The following is a 19227-nucleotide window of genomic DNA, read 5'->3' as shown; positions in this document are numbered from 1 at the left end:
AAAACCCCGGTCAAAAAATGTGGGAGCGGGCTTGCTCGCGAATGCAGTGTGTCAGTCAACAGATTCATCGACTGACCCACCGCTTTCGCGAGCAAGCCCGCTCCCACATTGGGCCTGTGGGGCCTGGCAGATCAAGCCGGGAAGTTGGCGCGCAGCGCCTCAAGCCCACCGCTGTACACGCCGGTGAACAACTCCTCCACCGCCGCGTCCGTGGTCCCCGCCGCCGGGGTGAACACGCCGGACCACGTCACTTTCGCCGACGCATCGGTCAACGCCTCAACCTGCAACGTCGCCAGGTAGGCACTCACCGGAAACGGCGACTGCTCGATGGTGTAGCTGTAAGTGCGTGCCACGTTATCAAAGCTCTGCAAGCGCTCGACCACCACACCGCCGTCCGCGGTTTGCAAGTGACGCACACGCCCGCCGTCGCTCGCCTCGCTTTTGACGATAAACGGCAGCCAATCGGGCAGCGTGTTAAAGCCACCAATCAATTGCCAGACCTGATCGGCCGAAACCGGAACCTCAATCACAGAAGAAGCTGTCGCCACAATAAATACTCCAAAAAAATGACAGGAATTCAGATCGCCATGCTGTCGACAACACCACCGTCGACGCGCAGTGCGGCGCCCGTGGTTGCAGAAGACAAGGGTGAAGCAATGTACGCCACCAGGTTGGCCACTTCATCCACATTTGCCGCGCGCTGGATGATCGACGTGGGCCGCGCATTGCGCACAAACACGTCCGCCTCTTCCCGCGCACTGCGCCCGGACTTGGCGGTGGCGTCTTTGAGCATCTGCTCCAGGCCGTCGGTAAAGGTCGGCCCCGGCAGCACCGCATTGACCGTCACACCGGTGCCGGCCAGACGCTTCGCCAAACCATGGGAGACCGCCAGGTTGGCACTTTTGGTCACGCCGTAGTTGATCATGTCCGCCGGCGTTGCCACCCCGGACTCCGAAGACAGGAAGATCACCCGCCCCCAGCCCTGTTCGACCATGCCCGGCACATAATGGCGCGCCAGGCGCACGCCGGAGATCACATTGACCTCGTAGAAGCGCGTCCACTCGCTGTCCGGTGCGTCGAAGAAATCCACATCGTTGAAGATGCCCAGGTTGTTGACCAGGATGTCGGCGCGCGGTTCGGCAGCGAACAGTTTTTCAGCACCTTCAGCTGTGCCGAGGTCCGCTACCAGCCCGCGCAGGTCAGCGTTCGGCACCGCCTGGCGAATGCTGTCCAGGGCGTCATCGACCTTGCCCGACTCACGCCCGATCACCACCACGGTGGCGCCGGATGCCGCCAGCGCCTGGCTGATGCCCAGGCCAATCCCCGCTGTGCTGCCGCTGACGATGGCTACTTTGCCGCTCACATCAATTTTCATGGTTGAATCCTCGGGTTAAAGCGGCAGAGGTGCGCGGGCCGAAATCAACTGTGCGTCGCGCAAGGCCTGCCAGAAGGCTGCCGGAATCTTCTCTGACAACGCCGCGACGTCTTCGGCAATCCGCCCCGGACGACTGGCACCCGGAATCACTGCGGCCACCGCCGGGTGGGCCAGGGAGAATTGCAGCGCTGCGGCTTTCACGCTCACGCCAAACGCCTGGGCAATCGCTTTGATCTGCTCGACCTTGCTGATAATCGCCGGGCTGGCCTTCTGATATTCGAAGTGCGCGCCACCGGCCAGAATCCCCGAGCTGTAAGGGCCGCCAACGACGATTTCGACGTTCTGCGCCAGGGCTGCGTCCATCAAGCGTTGCAAGGCACGCTCGTGGTCCAGCAGGGTGTAGCGGCCGGCCAACAGGAAACCGTCGGGCTGCGCTTCGGTCAGGTCAAGGGTCAGCTCGCACGGCTCGACGCGGTTCACGCCCAGGCCCCAGGCCTTGATCACGCCTTCTTCACGCAAGCGGGTCAGCACTTTGAAGGCGCCGGTGCGGGCCTGGTTGAAGAAGTCCAGCCACTGGTCGCCGTAAAAATCCTGGGCGATGTCGTGAATCCACACGATGTCCAGACGGTCGGTCTGCAGGCGCTTCAGGCTGTCTTCGATGGAGCGCAGGGTGGCGTCGGCGCTGTAGTCGTTGAGCATCTTGTTCGGGCGGCCATGTTCGAACACACCGCTTTTTTCGCCGAGGTCGCGGGCGCTTTCTTCGACTTCGTCGAGAATCACGCGGCCGACCTTAGTGCTGAGCACGAAGTCATCGCGGTTGTACTGCGACAAGGCTTGGCCCAGGCGAATTTCCGACAACCCCGAGCCGTAGAACGGCGCGGTGTCGAAATAACGCACGCCGCTGTTCCAGGCGGCCTCGACGGTGGCCTGGGCTTCGTCTTCGGGAATGGCGCGGAACATGTTGCCCAGCGGTGCGGTGCCAAAGCCCAGTTGGCCGGGCAGTTTGTCTTTCAAGCTCATGGTGGATCCTCAATCGGGTTCAGGGTCGCTGTGACCGTTGAGCAGATCCTAGATTGCATAGATCGGACCGTCCAAGACATACTGCGACCAACTTGAGTCCTGCGAGGTCTTACATGATTGATCTGCGCCAATTGCGCTACTTCGAAGTCGTTGCCGAAGAAGAACACGTCGGCCGTGCCGCCGAACGTTTGCACATCTCCCAGTCGCCCTTGAGCCGGCAGATCGCCCAGCTCGAAGAGCGTTTGGGCCTGACCCTGTTCGAACGCAGCCAGCAGCGCATCCGCCTGACGCGCGACGGCCAGACGTTTCTGGCCGAAACCAAGGCGCTGCTGACCCACGCCAATCGCCTGGAATCCCTGGGCAAACGCCTGGGCCGCGGTGAAGAAGGCGGTTTGTGCATCGGCTATATCGAAAACGCCATGCACGCCGGTGTGCTGCCTAACGCCTTGCGCGTGTTGAGAGACGACCGCCCCACCGTGCATATCAAGCTGTACAACTTGCCGTCGCTCGAACAGCTCGAAGGCCTGCGCCAGCGCAGCCTGGATATCGCCCTGGTCAGCGAGCCACCGGCCGCCGATGACCCGGACCTGACCGCGTTGCAAGTGCTGGACGACCCCATGCTGCTGGCCCTGCCTGAGCATCATCCGCTGGCCAAACACAACGAACTGCTGCCCGAACATCTGGCCGATCAGGAATGGATTGGCGTGCAACGCAAAGCCGGCGCTAACCCTGCCGATGATTTCGTCGCGGCCTGCATTCGGGCCGGTTTTACCCCGCAAATCCCGATGGAAGCCAGCGAGCCGTTCACCGCATTGGGCCTGGTGGCCTCGGGCTTGGGCGTGGCCATGGTGCAAAAAGGCTTGAGCCGCAATGCCCCACCCGGCGTGGTGCTGCGCGAGCTGCCGTGGATGACCTACACCACACCGTTGTGGGCGGCGTGGCATCGGGTCAACCTGCGCCCGCTGGTGGAAACCTTCCGCAAAGTGCTCACCGAACCCGAAGGCTGACAATGCCTTAAAGGTGGGAGCGGGCTTGCTCGCGAACGCGGTGGGTCAGCCAGCACATGCATCGCCTGACACCCTGTTTTGGCGAGCAAGCCCGCTCCCACCCGGGTCAGCCAAACCTCTCGCGCAGGCGCAACCACAACATCCCCAGCGCCAGCAGCGGCGAGCGCAAGGCCTTGCCGCCCGGAAACGTCATGTGCGGCACCTGGCTGAAAATATCCAGGCCCTGGCTGTGGCCCGCGTGAATGGCTTCGGCCAAAAGCGTTGCGCACCAGTGGGTCACGTTCAGTCCATGCCCGGAATAGCCCTGGGCATAGAACACATTCGGGTGCTGCTTGAGCCGCCCGACTTGCGCAAAGCGGTTGGCGGTAATGCCGATCTTGCCGCCCCACTGGAACTCGATGGCGGTACCCGCCAACTGCGGGAATACCTTGAGCATCTTGGGCTGCATATACGCGGCGATGTCCACCGGATCACGCCCGGAGTAATGGCACGCACCGCCGAACAACAGTCGGCGGTCGGCGGAAAGTCGGTAGTAGTCCAGCCCGACTTTCTGGTCACACAGCGCCAGGTTCTGCGGGATCAATTGCTTGGCGACTGCCTCGGACAACGGCTCGGTGGCGATAATGTAACTGCCCGCCGGCAGTACCTTGCCGCTCAAACGCGGTTCCAGTTCATCCAGGTGCGCATTGCACGCCAGCACCAAGTGGGCGGCGCGCACCGTGCCAGCGGCGCAGCGCACTTGCACGGTGTCGCCGTGGATCAGTTCGACGACCTGGGTGCGCTCGAAAATCCGCACCCCCAGCGACTCGGCCACCTGCGCCTCGCCGAGCACCAGATTCAGCGGGTGCAGGTGGCCAGAGCCCATGTCCACCAAGCCACCGGCATAGACCATCGAACCGACCACCTGCTGCATGTCCTGCGCTTCGACCAGCCGAGTTTCATGGGCATACCCAAGCGCCGCAAGGCGTTGCTGCTCGCCCTTGAACGCAGCGAATTGCGCCGTGGTATTGGCCAGTTCGCAAAAGCCCCAGCGCAGATCGCAGTCAATGCTGTGCTGACGAATGCGCTCGCCTACCAGCGCCACCGAATCAATCCCGGCCTGCTCCAGGTAACGCACGCCCTCCTCGCCTACGTACCTGGCGAACCCCGACACGTCATGGCCGATGCCACGAATCAACTGCCCGCCATTGCGCCCGCTGGCGCCCCAGCCGATGCGCCGAGCCTCCAGCAGAATCACCGAGAGCCCGCGCTGGGCCAGCTCGATGGCCGTGTTGACCCCGGTAAAACCGCCGCCGATCACGCACACATCGGCGCTCAGGTCGGTGCCCAGCGATGGACGCTCAGGCATGGCATTGGCCGAAGCACGGTAATAGGACCGGGCGTGGTCACTGGATGAAATCATTTGTTGGTCTTCACTTTGCTCCAGGCGCGGGTCATCAGGCGCATGGTCGCCGGGGTCGGCGTGGTGGAAATGTAGAGTTTGTCGAGCACTTCCTGCGACGGGTACACCTCAGGGTTGTTCACCAGTTCCGGCGCCATGAACGGCTTGGCGGCGGGGTTGGCATTGGCGTAGCCGACCGAGGCACTGACCTTGGCGATCACTTCGGGGTCGAGCAGGTAGTTGATGAACGCGTGGGCTTCTTTCGGGTTGCTGGCATCGGCCGGAATCGCCAGCAAGTCGAACCACAGGTTGGAGCCTTCCTTGGGAATTGAGTAGGCGATGTTCACACCGTTTTTGGCTTCCTTGGCGCGGTTGGCGGCCTGGAACACGTCGCCGGAATACCCGAAGGCCACTCAGATATCGCCGTTGGCCAGATCCGAGATGTACTTGGAGGAATGGAAGTACGTGATGTACGGGCGCAGTGTCAGCAGCTTGGCTTCGGCCTGTTTGTAGTCCTCGGGGTTCTCGCTGCGCGGGTCCTTGCCCATGTAATTGAGGATCGCCGGGAACAGCTCGTCCGCCGAATCGAGGAAGGCGACGCCGCACTCGTGGAGTTTTTTGATGTTCTCGGGTTCGAACAGCACCGCCCACGAATCGATATGGTCGATGCCCAGCACTTGCTTGACCTTGTCGACGTTGTAGCCGATGCCATTGGTGCCCCACAGGTAGGGCACCGAATGCGCATTGCCCGGGTCGTTTTTCTCCAGCAGCTTGAGCAGTTTGGGGTCGAGGTTCTTGAAGTTGGGTAGCTGCGAGCGGTCGAGCTTGAGGAACGCGCCGGCCTTCACCTGGCGCGCCAGGAAGTGGTTGGACGGCACCACCACGTCATAGCCGGTGCGCCCCGCCAGCAACTTGCCCTCCAGGGTTTCGTTGGAATCGAACACGTCGTAGACCACTTTGATCCCGGTCTTGGCCTGGAAATCAGCCAAGGTGGTCTCACCGATGTAGTCGGTCCAGTTGTAGACGCTGACCGTCGGCGCGGCTTGGCTGGCACTGCTGAACGCGGCCACCAGGGCCAGCGGGAGAAGCTTTTTCACAAGACGCATATCGACACCCCTTTTGAGTTTTTTTAGACGCTCAACAGCAGGAACTCACGTTCCCAGGAACTGATCACCCGCTTGAAATTCTCATGCTCGGCGCGTTTGACTGCCACGTAGCCGCGCACGAACTTCTCGCCCAGGTACTGCTTGACCGTGTCGCAATCCTCCATCCGCGCCAGCGCGTCTTCGAGGGTGAACGGCAGGCGCAGGTTGCGGCGCTCGTAGGCGCGCCCTTCCACCGGGGCGCTCGGCTCGATCTTTTCGATCATGCCCAGGTAGCCGCACAACAAGCTGGCCGCAATTGCCAGGTATGGGTTGGCGTCCGCGCCCGGCAAACGGTTCTCCACGCGCATTGCCTCGGGGCTGGAAGTGGGCACGCGCAGGCCGACGGTACGGTTTTCTTCGCCCCACTCCACGTTGACCGGCGCCGAGGTGTCCGGCAGGAAGCGGCGGAACGAATTCACGTTCGGCGCGAACATCGGCAGCAGCTTTGGGATGTACGTCTGCAACCCGCCGATGTGGTGCAAGAACAGCTGGCTCATCGTGCCGTCGGCATCGACAAACACCGGTTTGCCGGTGGCGATGTCCACCACGCTCTGGTGCAGGTGCATGGCGCTGCCGGGCTCGTCGGCCACCGGTTTGGCCATGAAGGTGGCGGCCACGTTGTGCTTGAGCGCGGCTTCGCGCAGGGTGCGTTTGAACACGGTGATCTGGTCGGCCAGGTGCAGGGCATCGCCGTGGCGGAAGTTGATTTCCATCTGCGCCGGGCCGTCTTCGTGGATCAACGTGTCGAGGTCCAGGCCCTGCAGCTCGCACCAGTCGTAGACGTCTTCGAACAGCGGATCGAATTCGTTGGCGGCGTCGATGGAAAATGACTGGCGGCCGGTTTCGGCGCGACCGGAGCGTCCCACCGGGGTTTTCAACGGCAGGTCCGGGTCTTCGCAGCGCTGGGTCAGGTAGAACTCCATTTCCGGCGCCACAATCGGCTGCCAGCCTTGCTCGGTATACAGTTGCAGCACCTTTTTCAGCACGTTGCGCGGCGACAGCTCAATCGGGTTGCCCTGCTTGTCATAGGTGTCGTGGATCACAATCGCGGTGGGCTCGATAGCCCACGGCACCACGTACGTGGCGTTGGACACCGGGCGGCAGATCATGTCGATGTCGGCCGGGTCGAGCAGGTCGTAATAGATATCGTCGTCGACAAAGTCCCCGGTCACCGTTTGCAGCAACACACTTTCCGGCAGGCGCATGCCTCGCTCATGCAGGAACTTGTTGGTGGGCGCAATCTTGCCGCGTGCGATGCCAGTCAAATCACTGATCACGCATTCGACTTCGGTAATCTTGTGTTCTTTCAGCCAGGCGGACAGCTGATCGAAGGGGGCGTTCATAAGGACCTCGTCATGGGTTGGGGGCATGCGCCGGCTTGTACTCGCGGCGCATTGAGGTCTATCTTGATGCCGCCGCCCTGCGGCATCTATCCACTTTGCACCAACCACAACGCACCAATAGAGTGCGCCCAGGTTACCCATGACACAGGCAACAGCTTTGCGCGTACAGGCTTTCACTACCGGTGATGTGGCCGCTCAATGCAGTGCGACACCCGGTTGGGTGCAGCAGTATCAGCAGATGTCCCCGGGGCATTTTGCCGGGCAGATCCGTTACCTCGACCTGCAAGGCGTGCAGGTGTACGAAGAGTGCATGAACACGCGCGTGGAGCAGAACTTCAACGCGCCGCCCGGTGCATTGGCGTTCTGTTTCGATGGCAGCGACAACGCGCTGTACCTGCTCAATGGCGAAAGCCGCAACACCTGGATCACCCCGGAAAACTACCGCGAAGTGGCCGTGGTGTTCGGCCCGCAGTTCGTGCAGCGCCATGGCCTGGATGTGGCCAAACTCGAAGGCCTGTTCATGGCCCCGCTGACCTGTCAGCAGAACGCGCTGTTCACCCGTTGGCTCAGCGGCACCCTGACGCGGTTGTCCGCCACACTCGACCCGATCAGCCGCGATGCCCTTACTCAGCAGTTGCTCGACGATTGCCTGTTCATCCTCGACAACGCCTGCGTGTGCCTGGACCGCGGCTCATTGCAGCGACGCAGCGAAGAACGCCTGCTGATGGCGCGCATCGGCGAGTGGGCAGCGGATGCGCCGGATGAAACCGTCAACTTGCTGGAGTTGGCGCAAATCGCCGGTGTGCCGCTGCGCCAGTTACAGCAAGGCTTCAAGACCTACACCGGAATGAGCCCGGCGCAGTGGTTGCGGCTGCGCCGCTTGAACGGGGCGCGGCGCGAGCTGTTAACCGCAGCCGACACCACCGTGGCCGAAGTCGCGATGAACTGGTCGTTCTGGCATTTGGGGCGGTTTTCGAATAGCTACCGCGCATTGTTCAAGGAACTGCCCAGTGAAACCCTGAAGCGCTCCAGCTGAAAGATGGGACGACAGAACCGTTCTCAGTAACTTGTAAAACCCCGCACTTCCCCCTAGCTTATGCGCCCCCCGTCCTGCGCTATAAGGCCCTGCCTCCATGGTTTTGCGTTTTCGTCCTGCCGTTCACTCACGTTTCGCCCTCGGCCTGCTGCTCAGCGGCGGCATCGGTAGCAGCCTGGCGGCTGAAATTGAGCTGCCGGCGGTGAACGTCCAGGGCCAGGACGAGTCCGGCTACCGCAGCGAAACCGCATCGGTCGGCGGCTTCGATGAGGCGCCGTTGCTGGACACCCCGGCCTCGATCACGGTGATCAACGCCGCGCTGATCAAGGACCAGCAAGCGCGCCTGCTCAGCGAAGTGCTGCGCAACGATGCCTCGGTCGGCGACAGCTATGCACCGATTGGTTATTACGAAAACTTCGTGGTGCGCGGCTTCTCGCTCAATGCGGCAAGCAGCTACAAGATCAATGGGCGTACCATCACCGGCGAGCAGAACGTCGCCCTCGAAAACAAACAGCAAGTGGAAGTGCTCAAGGGCCTGGCCGGTTTGCAGAGCGGCATTGCCGAGCCCAGCGGAGTGATCAACTACGTGACCAAACGCCCGCAAGACGTGCGCTCGGTCACGGTGTCCACCGACGATCGCGGCAGCGGTTACATAGCCACCGATGTCGGCGGCTGGTTCGGCAGCGAGCAGCAGTTTGGCCTGCGCGCCAACGTGGCCCATGAAGACCTCAACAGCTATGTGGAGCACGCCAATGGCCAGCGCGATTTCGTGTCCCTGGCGTTCGACTGGACTATCAGCCCCGACGCCGTGCTGCAACTGGATGCGGAATACCAGAACAAGCAACAGCGCTCGGTGCCGGGTTATCAACTGCTGGGCGGAACCGAGGTGCCCCACGATGCCTCGCCGAAAAAACTGCTGGGGCACCAGAGTGGTTCCAAACAGGTGGGCATCGACTCGCTGAACCTCAACGGCAAGTTCGAATACCGTTTCAGCGATCAGTGGAAAGGCACTCTCAGCGCCGCGCGCAGCAAGGTGGTGATTGATGACTACAGCGCGTTTGCCTGGGGCTGTTATGGCTCGACCAGCTGTAGTTCATCGAGCGTGCCCAACCATTTCAGCCCCGAAGGCAACTACGACGTCTACGACTATCACAGCCCCGACGACACCCGCCGCGACGATGAAGTGCAGGCGGCGATGACCGGGCTGTTCGACACCGCAGGCATCGGCCATGAGCTGACCTTGGGCACCAGCGCGTTTCGCCGGGTGATCGACAAGCGCAAATCGGTCAATGAGTACATTGGCACCAGCAACATCGACGCCGACTCACCGACATTCACGCCCACTGACGTGCCGCTCAATGATAGCCACCGCAACCTCGACAGCCGCCAGTACGGGCTGTTCGTCACCGACCGCATCCGTTTCAACGAGCAATGGCAAACCATTCTTGGCGGCCGTGAAGTGCGCCTGGATGAAAAAGCCTATGACGATAATGGCAACCAGGCTCGCCACACCCAGCAATACGTGTTCCTTCCTCAAGCTTCGTTGATTTACAAACCAGTGGAAAACATCTCGCTGTACACCAGCTACAGCAAAGGCCTGTCGCTGGGCGGCACGGCGCCTTGGTTCGCTGAAAACGCCGACGAAACTCTGGCTCCAACCGTGTCACGGCAAATCGAAGCCGGCGTGAAATACGACTGGCGCCGAATTAGCTTCGCCGCCGCCGTATTCCAGACTCATCAGGCCTATCAGTACGCCAAACCGGAAGATGGCAAGTTCACCTACGTGCAACAAGGCCAACAGAAAAATACCGGCCTGGAACTCTCCGCCAACGGCTGGGCCACCGACCGCCTGCAAATCGCAACCAGCGTGGCGGCGATTCGCGCGCGCGTGAGCAACAGCGGCACGCCGGAATACGAAGGCCATCAAGCGATCAACGTGCCCACGCTGCGCGCCAGCGTGTACGCCGACTACGCGTTGCCATGGGTGAACGGTCTGGCGCTGCTCGGCGGTGTGCAATACAGCGCCAAGAAATACGCCAACCGCACCGGGAATGTTGAGGTAGGGGATTATGCAGTGGTCAATGTCGGTAGCCGCTACACCACCAAAGTCGACGGCTATGAAACCGTGTTTCGCCTGAGCGTCGACAACCTGTTCGACAAGCGTTACTGGCGCGACGCCGGCGAATACATGGGCGATGACTACCTGTTCCAGGGCGCGCCGCTGACGGCGCGCGTGAGTGCTTCGGTCAACTTCTGAACACCCGCGGCGCTGCCAGACAAAGCGCCGCCACGCCACAGATCAACAGGCTCCAGCCCAGGTTCTGGGCCCAGGCCACCAACCCAAGCCCGGCGCCGATCATCAAGTAATACAGCAAGCCGAACACTGCGGCGGCCGTGCCAAGCCGGTCGGGATAGCGCACCAGTGCGGCACCCAGCACATTCGGGATTGCCATGCCGAATGCCAGCACCACCAACAGCATCGGCCATACAAACAGCCAGCTGCCTTGCAGCAGCACGACGAGCAAGCCCCCCAGTGCCGCCAGGCCGGCGGCGGTCAGCACCAACTGCTCACCGTTCATGCCACGCTTGAGCAATCGCTTGTTCAGCCACGCCCCAAGCCCCGAACCCAGCGCCAGCAGCACGCCGCTGTAACCGAATTGGGCAGCGGACAAACCCAGCCGCGCAAAAATAAACGGCCCCACGCTGTAATAGCCGAACAGCGCAATATTGAACGCCGCTACCAGACCGACCGAGCGCCAGATTCCTGCGTCCCTGAGCATCAGGCCCAGCGTTTCGGGCAGCGACGCCGTCGACACTGAGGCAGGACGCGTCTCGGGCAAGGCCCACAGGCACCAGCCCCACAACGTCAGCGCCGCCAGCAGCAACCCGGCCAGCATGCCGCGATAACCGAAGTACTGCACCAGCGTCGCGCCACTGAACAAACCCAGCGCAGGACTCGCAGCCAGAGCAATGCCCATTATCGAAAACACCTGGGCCAACTGCGCACCGTGGAAACGATCGCGCAGCACGGTCTGCGTCACCACCGAGCCGACCGCCGCACCGAACGCCGCCAGCGCCTGGGCCAGTAACAAGGCATTGAACGTGGTCACACTCAAGGCCAATACCGACGCCGCCACGTATAAGGCCAATCCGGCCAACATCACCGGCCGCCGCCCCCAGCGATCACACAGCCGGCCCCACACCACCACCCCGAATGCAAACGCCAGGAAATACACCGACAAGGTCTGCCCTGCCCGTTCGGGGCCCACCGCAAACGCTTCGCCGATATCACCCAGTGCCGGGCTGTAAAGGGTCTGGGCCAATTGCGGAAACATCAGCAACGCCACGGTCAGCACCAGCAGGTTTTGAACTTTCATTGACGACTCCCTCGTATGAACAACGCGAGGAGTTTAAGGACCGGCAACTGGGGTATTATCCAAACTTCGCCATTTTATCGATCAAATCGGACAACCTATGGCCTGGCTTGCCGCCGACGCGTCTTTCGACCCCGACCGCCTCCCGGCGCCGGTCATCGGCATCGCCGCGCTGCTCGGCGACCACGACTCCGGCCTGCATCGCCACCAGCGCGGGCAACTGTTGTTTACCCAACAGGGTTGCACCCGCATCACCCTCGACAACCAACTGTGCCTGCTGCCGCCCTCCCGCGCGGCATGGATCCCCTGCGGTGTGCCCCATCGCGCGGTGATGCACAAAACCGTGGATTACCGGTCGGTCTACCTGAGCCCGGCATTGGCTGATCAGTTGCCCAAACAGGTGCGGGTCATCGAAGTCAGCGCCTTGCTGCGGGCGGTGCTGGAGCCCATGGCAATGGCGCCGTTTGAGACCGATTGGCACGCCGGTCGGCATGCCCACCTACTGGGGTTGTGCCTGGATGAAATCCAGCAAGCCGCCGAGCAACCGATGCTCCTGCCCTTGCCGCAGGACAAGCGCCTGGCCCCGTTGCTGGCCGATCTCGACAGGTTGCCACCAACGCTGCAAGCGCTGGAAACACAAATTGGCGCCAGCACCAAGACCATCGGCCGGATTTTCCTGCGGGAAACCGGCCTGGGGTATCAGCAATGGCGCCAGCAGTGGCGCTTGATGCGGGTCATCGAACTGCTCGCCACCGGGCGCAGCCTGGGTTACTGCGCTTTCGCGCTGGGCTTTGCCAGTGACAGTGCGTTGATCGCCTTTTTCAAGGGCATGACCGGCACCACGCCACGTGGGTATTTCAAATCAAGCTGAAGGTTTACTTGGGCATCTTGCGAAAGCCCACGGCCAAGCGGTTCCAGCTGTTGATGGTGGCGATGGCCACGCTTAAATCGACCTGTTCCTGGGCGCTGAACTCGGCGGCCAGCGCGTTGTAGTCTTCGTCTGCGGCGTGGGTCTGGCTGATCAGGGTGAGGCTTTCGGCCCAGGCCAGGGCGGCACGCTCACGTGGGGTGAAAAACGGTGTTTCACGCCAGGCCGACACGGTGTACAAGCGGCGCTCGGTTTCGCCGCCCTTGCGGGCGTCGGCGGTGTGCATGTCGAGGCAGAAGGCGCAGCCGTTGATCTGCGAGACGCGCAGGCGCACCAGTTCCAGCAGCGGGAGTTCCAGGGACAGTTTGCCGACAGCGGCTTCCAGGGCGAGCATGGCTTTCATGGCATCCGGGGAAGCGGTGTAGAAATCGGTACGGGTTTGCATGGTGATACTCCAGAACGGTGGGGATTGATGGCTAGAGTAGTCACCGTGAGTGCCTGGAGAAATATCCAATTGCGGGGAAGATTGGGTGGCCAATGTGGCGCCCGTGCGGGAAGGTAAACGATCACCCCGGCAACGGAATCACCCGCAGCCGCCTGACCGACTTGTACGAAAAGCTCGAATAGATCTCCTTGACGCAAGGCAACGTTTGCAACACCTCGCGCGCAAACTCCCCGAACGACTCGAGGTCCTTGGCCACCACCTCAAGCAAAAAGTCATAACGCCCGGACACGTTATGGCACGCCACAATCTCGGGAATTTCCAACAGCCGCTGCTCAAACGCGCGGGCGATTTCCTGGGTATGACTTTCCATCATGATGCTCACAAATGCGGTCACCCCATACCCCAGCGCCTTGGGCGACAGGATCGCCTGGTAGCCGCTGATCACCCCGCTCTCTTCCAGGCTGCGCACCCTGCGCCAACAGGGCGAGGTAGTCAGCGCCACCCGGTCAGCCAGTTCGGCCACCGTCAGCCGGGCATTGCCTTGCAGCGCGTTTAAAAGTGCTTTATCGGTGCGATCCAGACTCACGGGCATAATGTGCCTCTATTCATTGTTTTTATCGACGTTTCGACCCTTAACCCGCGCATTACCAGCAAACTTTGCAACGTTCATCTTTGGTTATGAGCATAGCATCGTAGGAAATAAGGAGCGTGCGACATGAACAATAAACACACTGCATTCGGCTTTTCCACTCGCGCCATCCACCACGGCTATGACCCCAAGGACCACCACGGCGCCCTGGTGCCGCCGATCTATCTGTCTGCCACGTTTGCATTCCCCACGGTCGAATACGGCGCGGCCTGCTTTGCCGGTGAAGCCAGCGGCCACTTCTATACGCGCATCTCCAACCCGACCCTGGCGCTGCTGGAGTCGCGCATGGCCACCCTGGAAAACGGCGAGGCCGCCGTGGCGTTCAGTTCCGGCATGGGCGCGATTGCCGCGACGTTCTGGACCCTGTTGCGTCCCGGCGATGAGTTGATTGTCAGCCAGACCCTCTACGGCTGCACGTTCGCCCTGCTGCACCATGGCATCGGCGAATTCGGCATCAAGGTGCGTCACGTCGACCTGACCGACCTGGCGGCCTTGCGCGCGGCGCTTTGCCCCGCGACCCGCATGATCTACTGCGAGACGCCGGCCAACCCCAACTTGCGCCTGGTGGACATTGCGGCGGTCGCCGCGCTTGCCCACCAGCAGCCCAACGTTACCGTGGTGGTCGACAACACCTACTGCACGCCCTACCTGCAACGGCCTCTGGAACTGGGCGCCGACGTGGTGGTGCACTCGGCGACCAAGTACCTCAGTGGCCATGGCGATATCACCGCCGGTATCGCCGTGAGCAACCAGGCCCTGGCGCAGCGCATTCGCCTGCAAGGCCTCAAGGACCTGACCGGCGCGGTGATGTCACCGCAGGATGCGTCGTTGCTGATGCGCGGCCTCAAGACATTGGCCCTGCGCATGGACCGCCATTGCAGCAATGCCCTGGCGGTGGCCGAGGCGCTGCAGGCACACCCGGCCGTGCAGTGGGTGACCTACCCCGGGTTGCGCTCTTTCCCACAATACGAATTGGCGGCGCGGCAGATGAAGCAGTCCGGCGGCATGATCGCCTTTGAACTCAAGGGCGGCATTGCAAGCGGCCGCCGCTTCATGAACGCCCTCAACGTGTTCACCCGTGCGGTCAGCCTGGGCGATGCCGAATCACTGGCCCAGCACCCGGCCAGCATGACCCATTCCACCTACACGCCTGAAGAACGTGCGCAACACGGCATCAGCGAAGGCCTTGTGCGTTTATCGGTCGGGCTGGAGGACATCGCCGACCTCCTGGAGGATGTCCATCAAGCCCTGGCCAAATGCACCCGCACCGTCGCACCCCGCCGTGCCCAAGTTGAAGAGCACAGCGTGAAATAAGCCTTGGGCACCCACCAACGCTTTCCTACAAACGGTGGTCGGACTGGTCTGACCATCGTTATGCGTTTTTAATCTGATTTTTTCCAGATTGGATCCCCATGCTTTCGCCAGGCTGTACTAGCATAGGTTCTCGACGGGTGCATTATCACTGCAGGTTATTCACCCTGGTTACCTTCTTAAATCCCGTCGCGATAAGGCTGAATACCTGCACTCGAAACTCATGGACGAATTGATGAACTCACACCTGTTCCCACATATAGGCAAGGTCATCGCCAGCACCGGCAGTCGCCATTTCCCACGCATGCTGCATGACCTTATCCTGACTCAACTGGCAGTGGACGCCACCCATATCACGCAATTGCGGGTCAGTGCCGAAGGCCACACCCGCCGCAGGATCAGCCCGGTCTACACCGATTCGGTAGCCGCATTGGGTGAAGAACAACCCGCCGCTCAACTGCACCTCACGCGCCGCAGGGACGATGTGCGCTATGTGCTGTCGGTGTACCGCTCGCACCAGTCAGAAAGCTTTTCGCCGCAGGAACGCAGCATGCTGCAGGACTTCTCCACGCTGCTGCTGCCCATGGTCGAAAAACACATCACCGCGATCCAGCCTTGCCGCCCGACCAGCGAACCGCTGATGCCGGAAAACCAGGGCATCGAAACCCTGCGCCGGCGCATTGAAGAACGCCTGGTGCAATCGGGCCTGACGCTTTCCAACCGCGAACTCGAAGTGTGCGTCGGCCTGCTGGCCGGGCGCACCGCACCGCAATTGGCAGAGCAACTGGCACTCAAGGTCAACACCATCGAGAGCTACCTCAAACGCGCGGCGATCAAGCTGGGCATCAGCGGGCGGCATTCGTTGTTGCGGTGGATGTACGCGACCGAGGAAGGCACGCTCACCACCCTGTGAATCACCCAAAAACCTGTGGGAGCTGGCGTGCCTGCTCCCACATTTGACCGCTGCCGTCAGTCCCTGGCCAACGCCTCAATCGGGTCCAGCCGCGCCGCATTCCTGGCCGGGACAAAGCCAAACACAATGCCGATCAGGGTCGAACACGCAAACGCGGTGATGATCGAGCCCAGGGAAAACACCATTTCCCATTCCTTCACAAACAATGAAAACAGATAGCCGATCGCAAAGGACAACGAGATCCCGATCATCCCGCCGATCAGACACACCATTACCGCTTCCACCAGAAACTGCTGGCGGATGTCCGACTGGCGCGCGCCCACAGCCATGCGAATACCAATCTCGCGCGTCCGCTCGGTCACCGACACCAACATGATGTTCATCACCCCGATACCGCCCACCAGCAACGAAATCACCGCGATCAGCGACAACAGCAGCGCCAGCGAGCGGCTGGTTTTCTGCACCGTTTGCATGATGCTGTCGAGGTTATTGGTGAAAAAATCCTTGGTGCCGTGACGTTGCAGCATGAGTTTATTGACGTTTTCTTCCACCACTTTGCTCGGCTGGCCGTCCTTGATGCGCACGGTGATGCTGTCCAGATGGCGCTGGCCCAACAGACGCCCCGCCGCCGTCTCATAAGGCACCCACACGTTCAGCGCCTTGCTGGCGGCAAACATGTTTTTGTTGTCGGCCGTCACACCAATCACCGTGCACGGCAGATTGCCGACCAGGATCACCTGGCCCAACGGGTCCACATTCGGTCCGAACAAGCGATGTCGGGTGTTGTGGTCGATCACCACCACCTGGGCCTGGCGCCGCGCGTCGCTTTCGCTGAAGGCAATCCCGGCTTCCAGCTTCAACCCCTTCACTTTGAAGTAGCGGTCGCTGACGCCATTGACCTGCGCATCCAGGTCGATATTGCCAAAGCGCAGCAGCAGGTTGCGGCCCACCACCGGCGTGGCGCTGTCGACGTAATACAGCTGGTTCAACGCCTCCACGTCCGAGGGCATCAATGTTTCGATGGCGGAGGCGCGGCTGTCACCAAAACTGGTGCCGGAAAAGATATCGATGGTGTTGCTGCCAATCGCCTGGATGTCCTTGAGCACGTAACGCTTGGCGCCCTCACCAATGGCTGAGATCGACACCACCGAGGTGATGCCGATGACAATCCCGAGCATCGTCAGCAGGGTGCGCATGCGATGGGAAATCAATGCCACCCAGGCCATGTTGAATGCTTCCTTGAACAACCCCAGGCTCGCCACCAGACGCCGTGCACCGCTGCGCCGGGTCTCGATGGGCGCCTCAGCGGGCACCTCCAGGCCGACGCTGTCGTTGGCCTTGTCGCTGACAATCTCACCGTCACACACCTCAACAATGCGCTGGGCATTGGCGGCCACCTTGGGGTCGTGGGTGACGATAATCACTGTGTGTCCGGCGGCGTGCAGCTCGGCGAGGATGCGCATCACCTCCTTGCCGCTGTGGGTGTCGAGGGCGCCGGTGGGTTCGTCGGCGAGAATCACTTCACCGCCGTTCATCAACGCGCGGGCGATGCTCACGCGCTGTTGCTGGCCGCCGGAAAGCTGGCTCGGCCGGTGGCTGGTGTGCCCCGCCAGGCCCAGGCGGGTGAGCAAATCCCGCGCGCGGCTGTGGCGTTGCGTCTCTGGCGTGCCGGCGTAGATCGCCGGCATTTCCACGTTGTGCAAGGCGCTCAGGTGCGCGAGCAAGTGGTAGCGCTGGAAGATAAAACCGAAGTAATCGCGGCGCAGTTCCGCCAGTTGCTCATCGCCGAGCGAGCGGGTTTCGATGCCATTGATTTTGTAGCTGCCGGCGGTGGCGTAGTCCAGGCCTCCGAGGATGTTCATCAGCGTGGATTTACCCGAGCCCGAGGCGCCGATGATCGCGACCATTTCTCCGGCATGGATGGTCAAGTCGATGCCCTTGAGCGCGATGAATTCGCGCTCGCCGGCCATGAAACTGCGGGTGATGCCCTTGAGTTCCAACAGTGGTTGGGTCATGCGTCAGTTCCCCGCCGCAACAGGCGATGCGTCACCGATCACGACCTTATCGCCCTCGACCAGGCCGTCCAGAATCTGCACTTTGACGTTGTTGTTGATCCCGGTCTTCACATCCCGCGACACGGCTTTGCCCTTGGCATCCAGCACGCGCAGCGGGTAGCTGCCATCAGCGTTGCGCGACCCGAGTGCCGCCACCGGCACCATCAGCGCGGCCTGGGCGGTGTCGAGCACGATACGCACCTGAGCGGTCATGGCGATGCGCAGGCGATGGTCAGGGTTGGGCACGTCGAACAGCGCGTTGTAGAACACCGCGGTGTTCTGCTTGGGCGTGCCGGCGGTCTGGGTTTCGAGGAAGTTCTGCGGCGCCGGCTCGGTCCCGCGCAGCTTGGCGTAGTAGCGCTTGTCGGCCTCGCCGAGGATGGTGAAATACACCTGCTGGCCCGGGCTGATGTGGATCACATCCGCCTCGGACACCTGCGCCTTGACGGTCATGGTGTCCAGGTCCGCCAGCTTGAGCAGCACCGGCGCCAGCTGGTTGGCGATCACGGTCTGGCCTTCCTGGGTGACGATGCCGACCACATCCCCGTCAATGGGCGCGACGATGCGGGTATAGGCCAGGTTGACCTTGGCGGTGTCGATCTGGATGTGCGCACTCTTGATCTGCGCATCCAGGGACAGCAGGTTGGCTTGCTGCACCTGGAAGGTGGATTCCGCGTCTTCAAAATCCTGACGCGACACCGACTCGTCGATCTGCAAGCCTTTGTAGCGCTCGTAGACGGACTTGGCCTGCTTGAGCTGCGCCGCCGTGGCGCGGCGCTGGGCCTGCAGGTTCTCTTCATCGACCTGGGCTTTGCGCAAGGTGTTTTGCAGGATCAGCGGGTCGATTTCGGCGAGCCATTGGCCTTTTTTGACCTTGTCACCGACCTTCACCTTGAGCGACTTCAACTGCCCCGAAACCTGTGCGCCGACGTCAACCTGTTTGATGCCTTCGAGCACGCCCGTGGCCAATACGGCATTTTCGATATCGCCCCGTTCAGCCGTGGCGGTGAGGTATTGCGGTGTGTCGGCGGGCGCTTGCACCGTGTACACGACAAGGCCGATGGCAACCGCCAATACCGCGAGCATTCCGAGTTTGCGAAACGTTGACTTATCCATAAATGACCATAAAAAGATGAAGAGGGTCTGAAGCGAAAACGGCCTGGCGTGGCCGCTGGATTACCTGTGGTTGCTGAGTGTCTGGCGCCCTACGTCGGGCTGATACGCCGCTGTCGCAGGCAAGCCAGCTCCCACCTCAGGAGCGCCACGCGTCAGGAACAGATCGAGCGGCTCTTGATTGGCTTTTGAC

At 61.7% G+C, this 19227-nt stretch carries 16 protein-coding genes and 1 pseudogene; 6 read left to right on the top strand and 11 right to left on the bottom strand.

What is annotated here, in order from left to right; genetic code table 11:
- Nucleotides 1–131: 131 nt before the first annotated feature.
- The 3 genes from C4J83_RS12445 to C4J83_RS12435 are packed head-to-tail and all read right to left on the bottom strand — an operon-like array spanning nucleotide 132 to nucleotide 2395.
- Entirely contained in the window at nucleotides 132–548 is a 417-nt protein-coding gene (locus C4J83_RS12445) for an SRPBCC family protein (RefSeq protein WP_119741650.1), read from the bottom strand.
- Between the two features lie 29 nt (nucleotides 549–577).
- Nucleotides 578–1375: an SDR family NAD(P)-dependent oxidoreductase gene (locus C4J83_RS12440; protein WP_124417164.1), complete on the bottom strand. Its 798-nt coding sequence runs from the start codon at nucleotides 1373–1375 to the stop codon at nucleotides 578–580.
- A gap of 15 nt (nucleotides 1376–1390) precedes the next feature.
- On the bottom strand, nucleotides 1391–2395 hold the full coding sequence (locus tag C4J83_RS12435; RefSeq protein ID WP_124417163.1) for an aldo/keto reductase: 1005 nt from the start codon (nucleotides 2393–2395) through the stop codon (nucleotides 1391–1393).
- Between the two features lie 113 nt (nucleotides 2396–2508).
- Here C4J83_RS12435 and C4J83_RS12430 point away from each other — a divergent pair, with 113 nt between their 5' ends.
- Nucleotides 2509–3402 (top strand): LysR substrate-binding domain-containing protein, encoded by an 894-nt coding sequence (locus C4J83_RS12430; RefSeq protein ID WP_106580306.1) that lies wholly within the window; start codon nucleotides 2509–2511, stop codon nucleotides 3400–3402.
- A gap of 106 nt (nucleotides 3403–3508) precedes the next feature.
- Here C4J83_RS12430 and C4J83_RS12425 read toward each other — a convergent pair whose 3' ends face one another.
- The 3 genes and pseudogenes from C4J83_RS12425 to C4J83_RS12415 form a co-directional block, all read right to left on the bottom strand.
- Nucleotides 3509–4804 carry an NAD(P)/FAD-dependent oxidoreductase gene (locus tag C4J83_RS12425; RefSeq protein WP_124417162.1) on the bottom strand — a complete coding sequence of 432 codons (1296 nt, stop codon included), beginning with the start codon at nucleotides 4802–4804 and terminating at the stop codon, nucleotides 3509–3511.
- Nucleotides 4801–5889, bottom strand: a pseudogene (locus C4J83_RS12420) (polyamine ABC transporter substrate-binding protein). Before C4J83_RS12420 ends, C4J83_RS12425 begins: the two are co-directional and overlap by 4 nt.
- A gap of 23 nt (nucleotides 5890–5912) precedes the next feature.
- A complete protein-coding gene (locus C4J83_RS12415) occupies nucleotides 5913–7271 on the bottom strand; it encodes a glutamine synthetase family protein (protein ID WP_119741642.1) in 1359 nt (452 codons plus the stop codon).
- 139 nt (nucleotides 7272–7410) lie between these two features.
- On the opposite strand from C4J83_RS12415, the gene C4J83_RS12410 reads away from it, so the two are divergent.
- Entirely contained in the window at nucleotides 7411–8307 is an 897-nt protein-coding gene (locus C4J83_RS12410; RefSeq protein WP_106580310.1) for a helix-turn-helix domain-containing protein, read from the top strand.
- 97 nt (nucleotides 8308–8404) lie between these two features.
- Nucleotides 8405–10564 carry a TonB-dependent siderophore receptor gene (locus C4J83_RS12405; RefSeq protein ID WP_124417161.1) on the top strand — a complete coding sequence of 720 codons (2160 nt, stop codon included), beginning with the start codon at nucleotides 8405–8407 and terminating at the stop codon, nucleotides 10562–10564.
- Here the strand turns inward: C4J83_RS12405 and C4J83_RS12400 are convergent.
- Nucleotides 10554–11684 (bottom strand): MFS transporter, encoded by a 1131-nt coding sequence (locus tag C4J83_RS12400; RefSeq protein WP_124417160.1) that lies wholly within the window; start codon nucleotides 11682–11684, stop codon nucleotides 10554–10556. The genes C4J83_RS12405 and C4J83_RS12400 overlap by 11 nt on opposite strands.
- Before the next feature lie 97 nt (nucleotides 11685–11781).
- On the opposite strand from C4J83_RS12400, the gene C4J83_RS12395 reads away from it, so the two are divergent.
- Complete coding sequence (locus tag C4J83_RS12395; RefSeq protein WP_124417159.1) at nucleotides 11782–12552, top strand: AraC family transcriptional regulator; 771 nt, start codon at nucleotides 11782–11784, stop codon at nucleotides 12550–12552.
- Nucleotides 12553–12556: 4 nt separating this feature from the next.
- On the opposite strand, the gene C4J83_RS12390 is transcribed toward C4J83_RS12395, so the two are convergent.
- Both C4J83_RS12390 and C4J83_RS12385 read right to left on the bottom strand, forming a co-directional pair.
- The gene (locus C4J83_RS12390; RefSeq protein WP_106580314.1) at nucleotides 12557–12994 is read right to left on the bottom strand and encodes a carboxymuconolactone decarboxylase family protein; all 438 of its coding nucleotides are present in this window, start codon (nucleotides 12992–12994) and stop codon (nucleotides 12557–12559) included.
- Nucleotides 12995–13115: 121 nt separating this feature from the next.
- Nucleotides 13116–13586, bottom strand: a complete 471-nt coding sequence (locus C4J83_RS12385) for an Lrp/AsnC family transcriptional regulator (protein ID WP_106580315.1) — start codon at nucleotides 13584–13586, stop codon at nucleotides 13116–13118.
- A gap of 123 nt (nucleotides 13587–13709) precedes the next feature.
- Here C4J83_RS12385 and C4J83_RS12380 point away from each other — a divergent pair, with 123 nt between their 5' ends.
- Nucleotides 13710–14957 carry a methionine gamma-lyase gene (locus C4J83_RS12380; RefSeq protein WP_124417158.1) on the top strand — a complete coding sequence of 416 codons (1248 nt, stop codon included), beginning with the start codon at nucleotides 13710–13712 and terminating at the stop codon, nucleotides 14955–14957.
- Between the two features lie 232 nt (nucleotides 14958–15189).
- Nucleotides 15190–15867 carry a response regulator transcription factor gene (locus C4J83_RS12375; RefSeq protein WP_119741634.1) on the top strand — a complete coding sequence of 226 codons (678 nt, stop codon included), beginning with the start codon at nucleotides 15190–15192 and terminating at the stop codon, nucleotides 15865–15867.
- Nucleotides 15868–15923: 56 nt separating this feature from the next.
- On the opposite strand, the gene C4J83_RS12370 is transcribed toward C4J83_RS12375, so the two are convergent.
- Together C4J83_RS12370 and macA are read right to left on the bottom strand one after the other, a co-directional pair.
- The gene (locus tag C4J83_RS12370) at nucleotides 15924–17882 is read right to left on the bottom strand and encodes a MacB family efflux pump subunit (RefSeq protein WP_106580317.1); all 1959 of its coding nucleotides are present in this window, start codon (nucleotides 17880–17882) and stop codon (nucleotides 15924–15926) included.
- A gap of 3 nt (nucleotides 17883–17885) precedes the next feature.
- Nucleotides 17886–19037 carry a macrolide transporter subunit MacA gene (macA, locus tag C4J83_RS12365; RefSeq protein ID WP_106580318.1) on the bottom strand — a complete coding sequence of 384 codons (1152 nt, stop codon included), beginning with the start codon at nucleotides 19035–19037 and terminating at the stop codon, nucleotides 17886–17888.
- Nucleotides 19038–19227 lie beyond the last annotated feature (190 nt).

Source organism: Pseudomonas sp. LBUM920 (assembly GCF_003852315.1).
Lineage (GTDB): Bacteria > Pseudomonadota > Gammaproteobacteria > Pseudomonadales > Pseudomonadaceae > Aquipseudomonas.
This window is presented reverse-complemented; position numbering and strand designations above follow the sequence as displayed.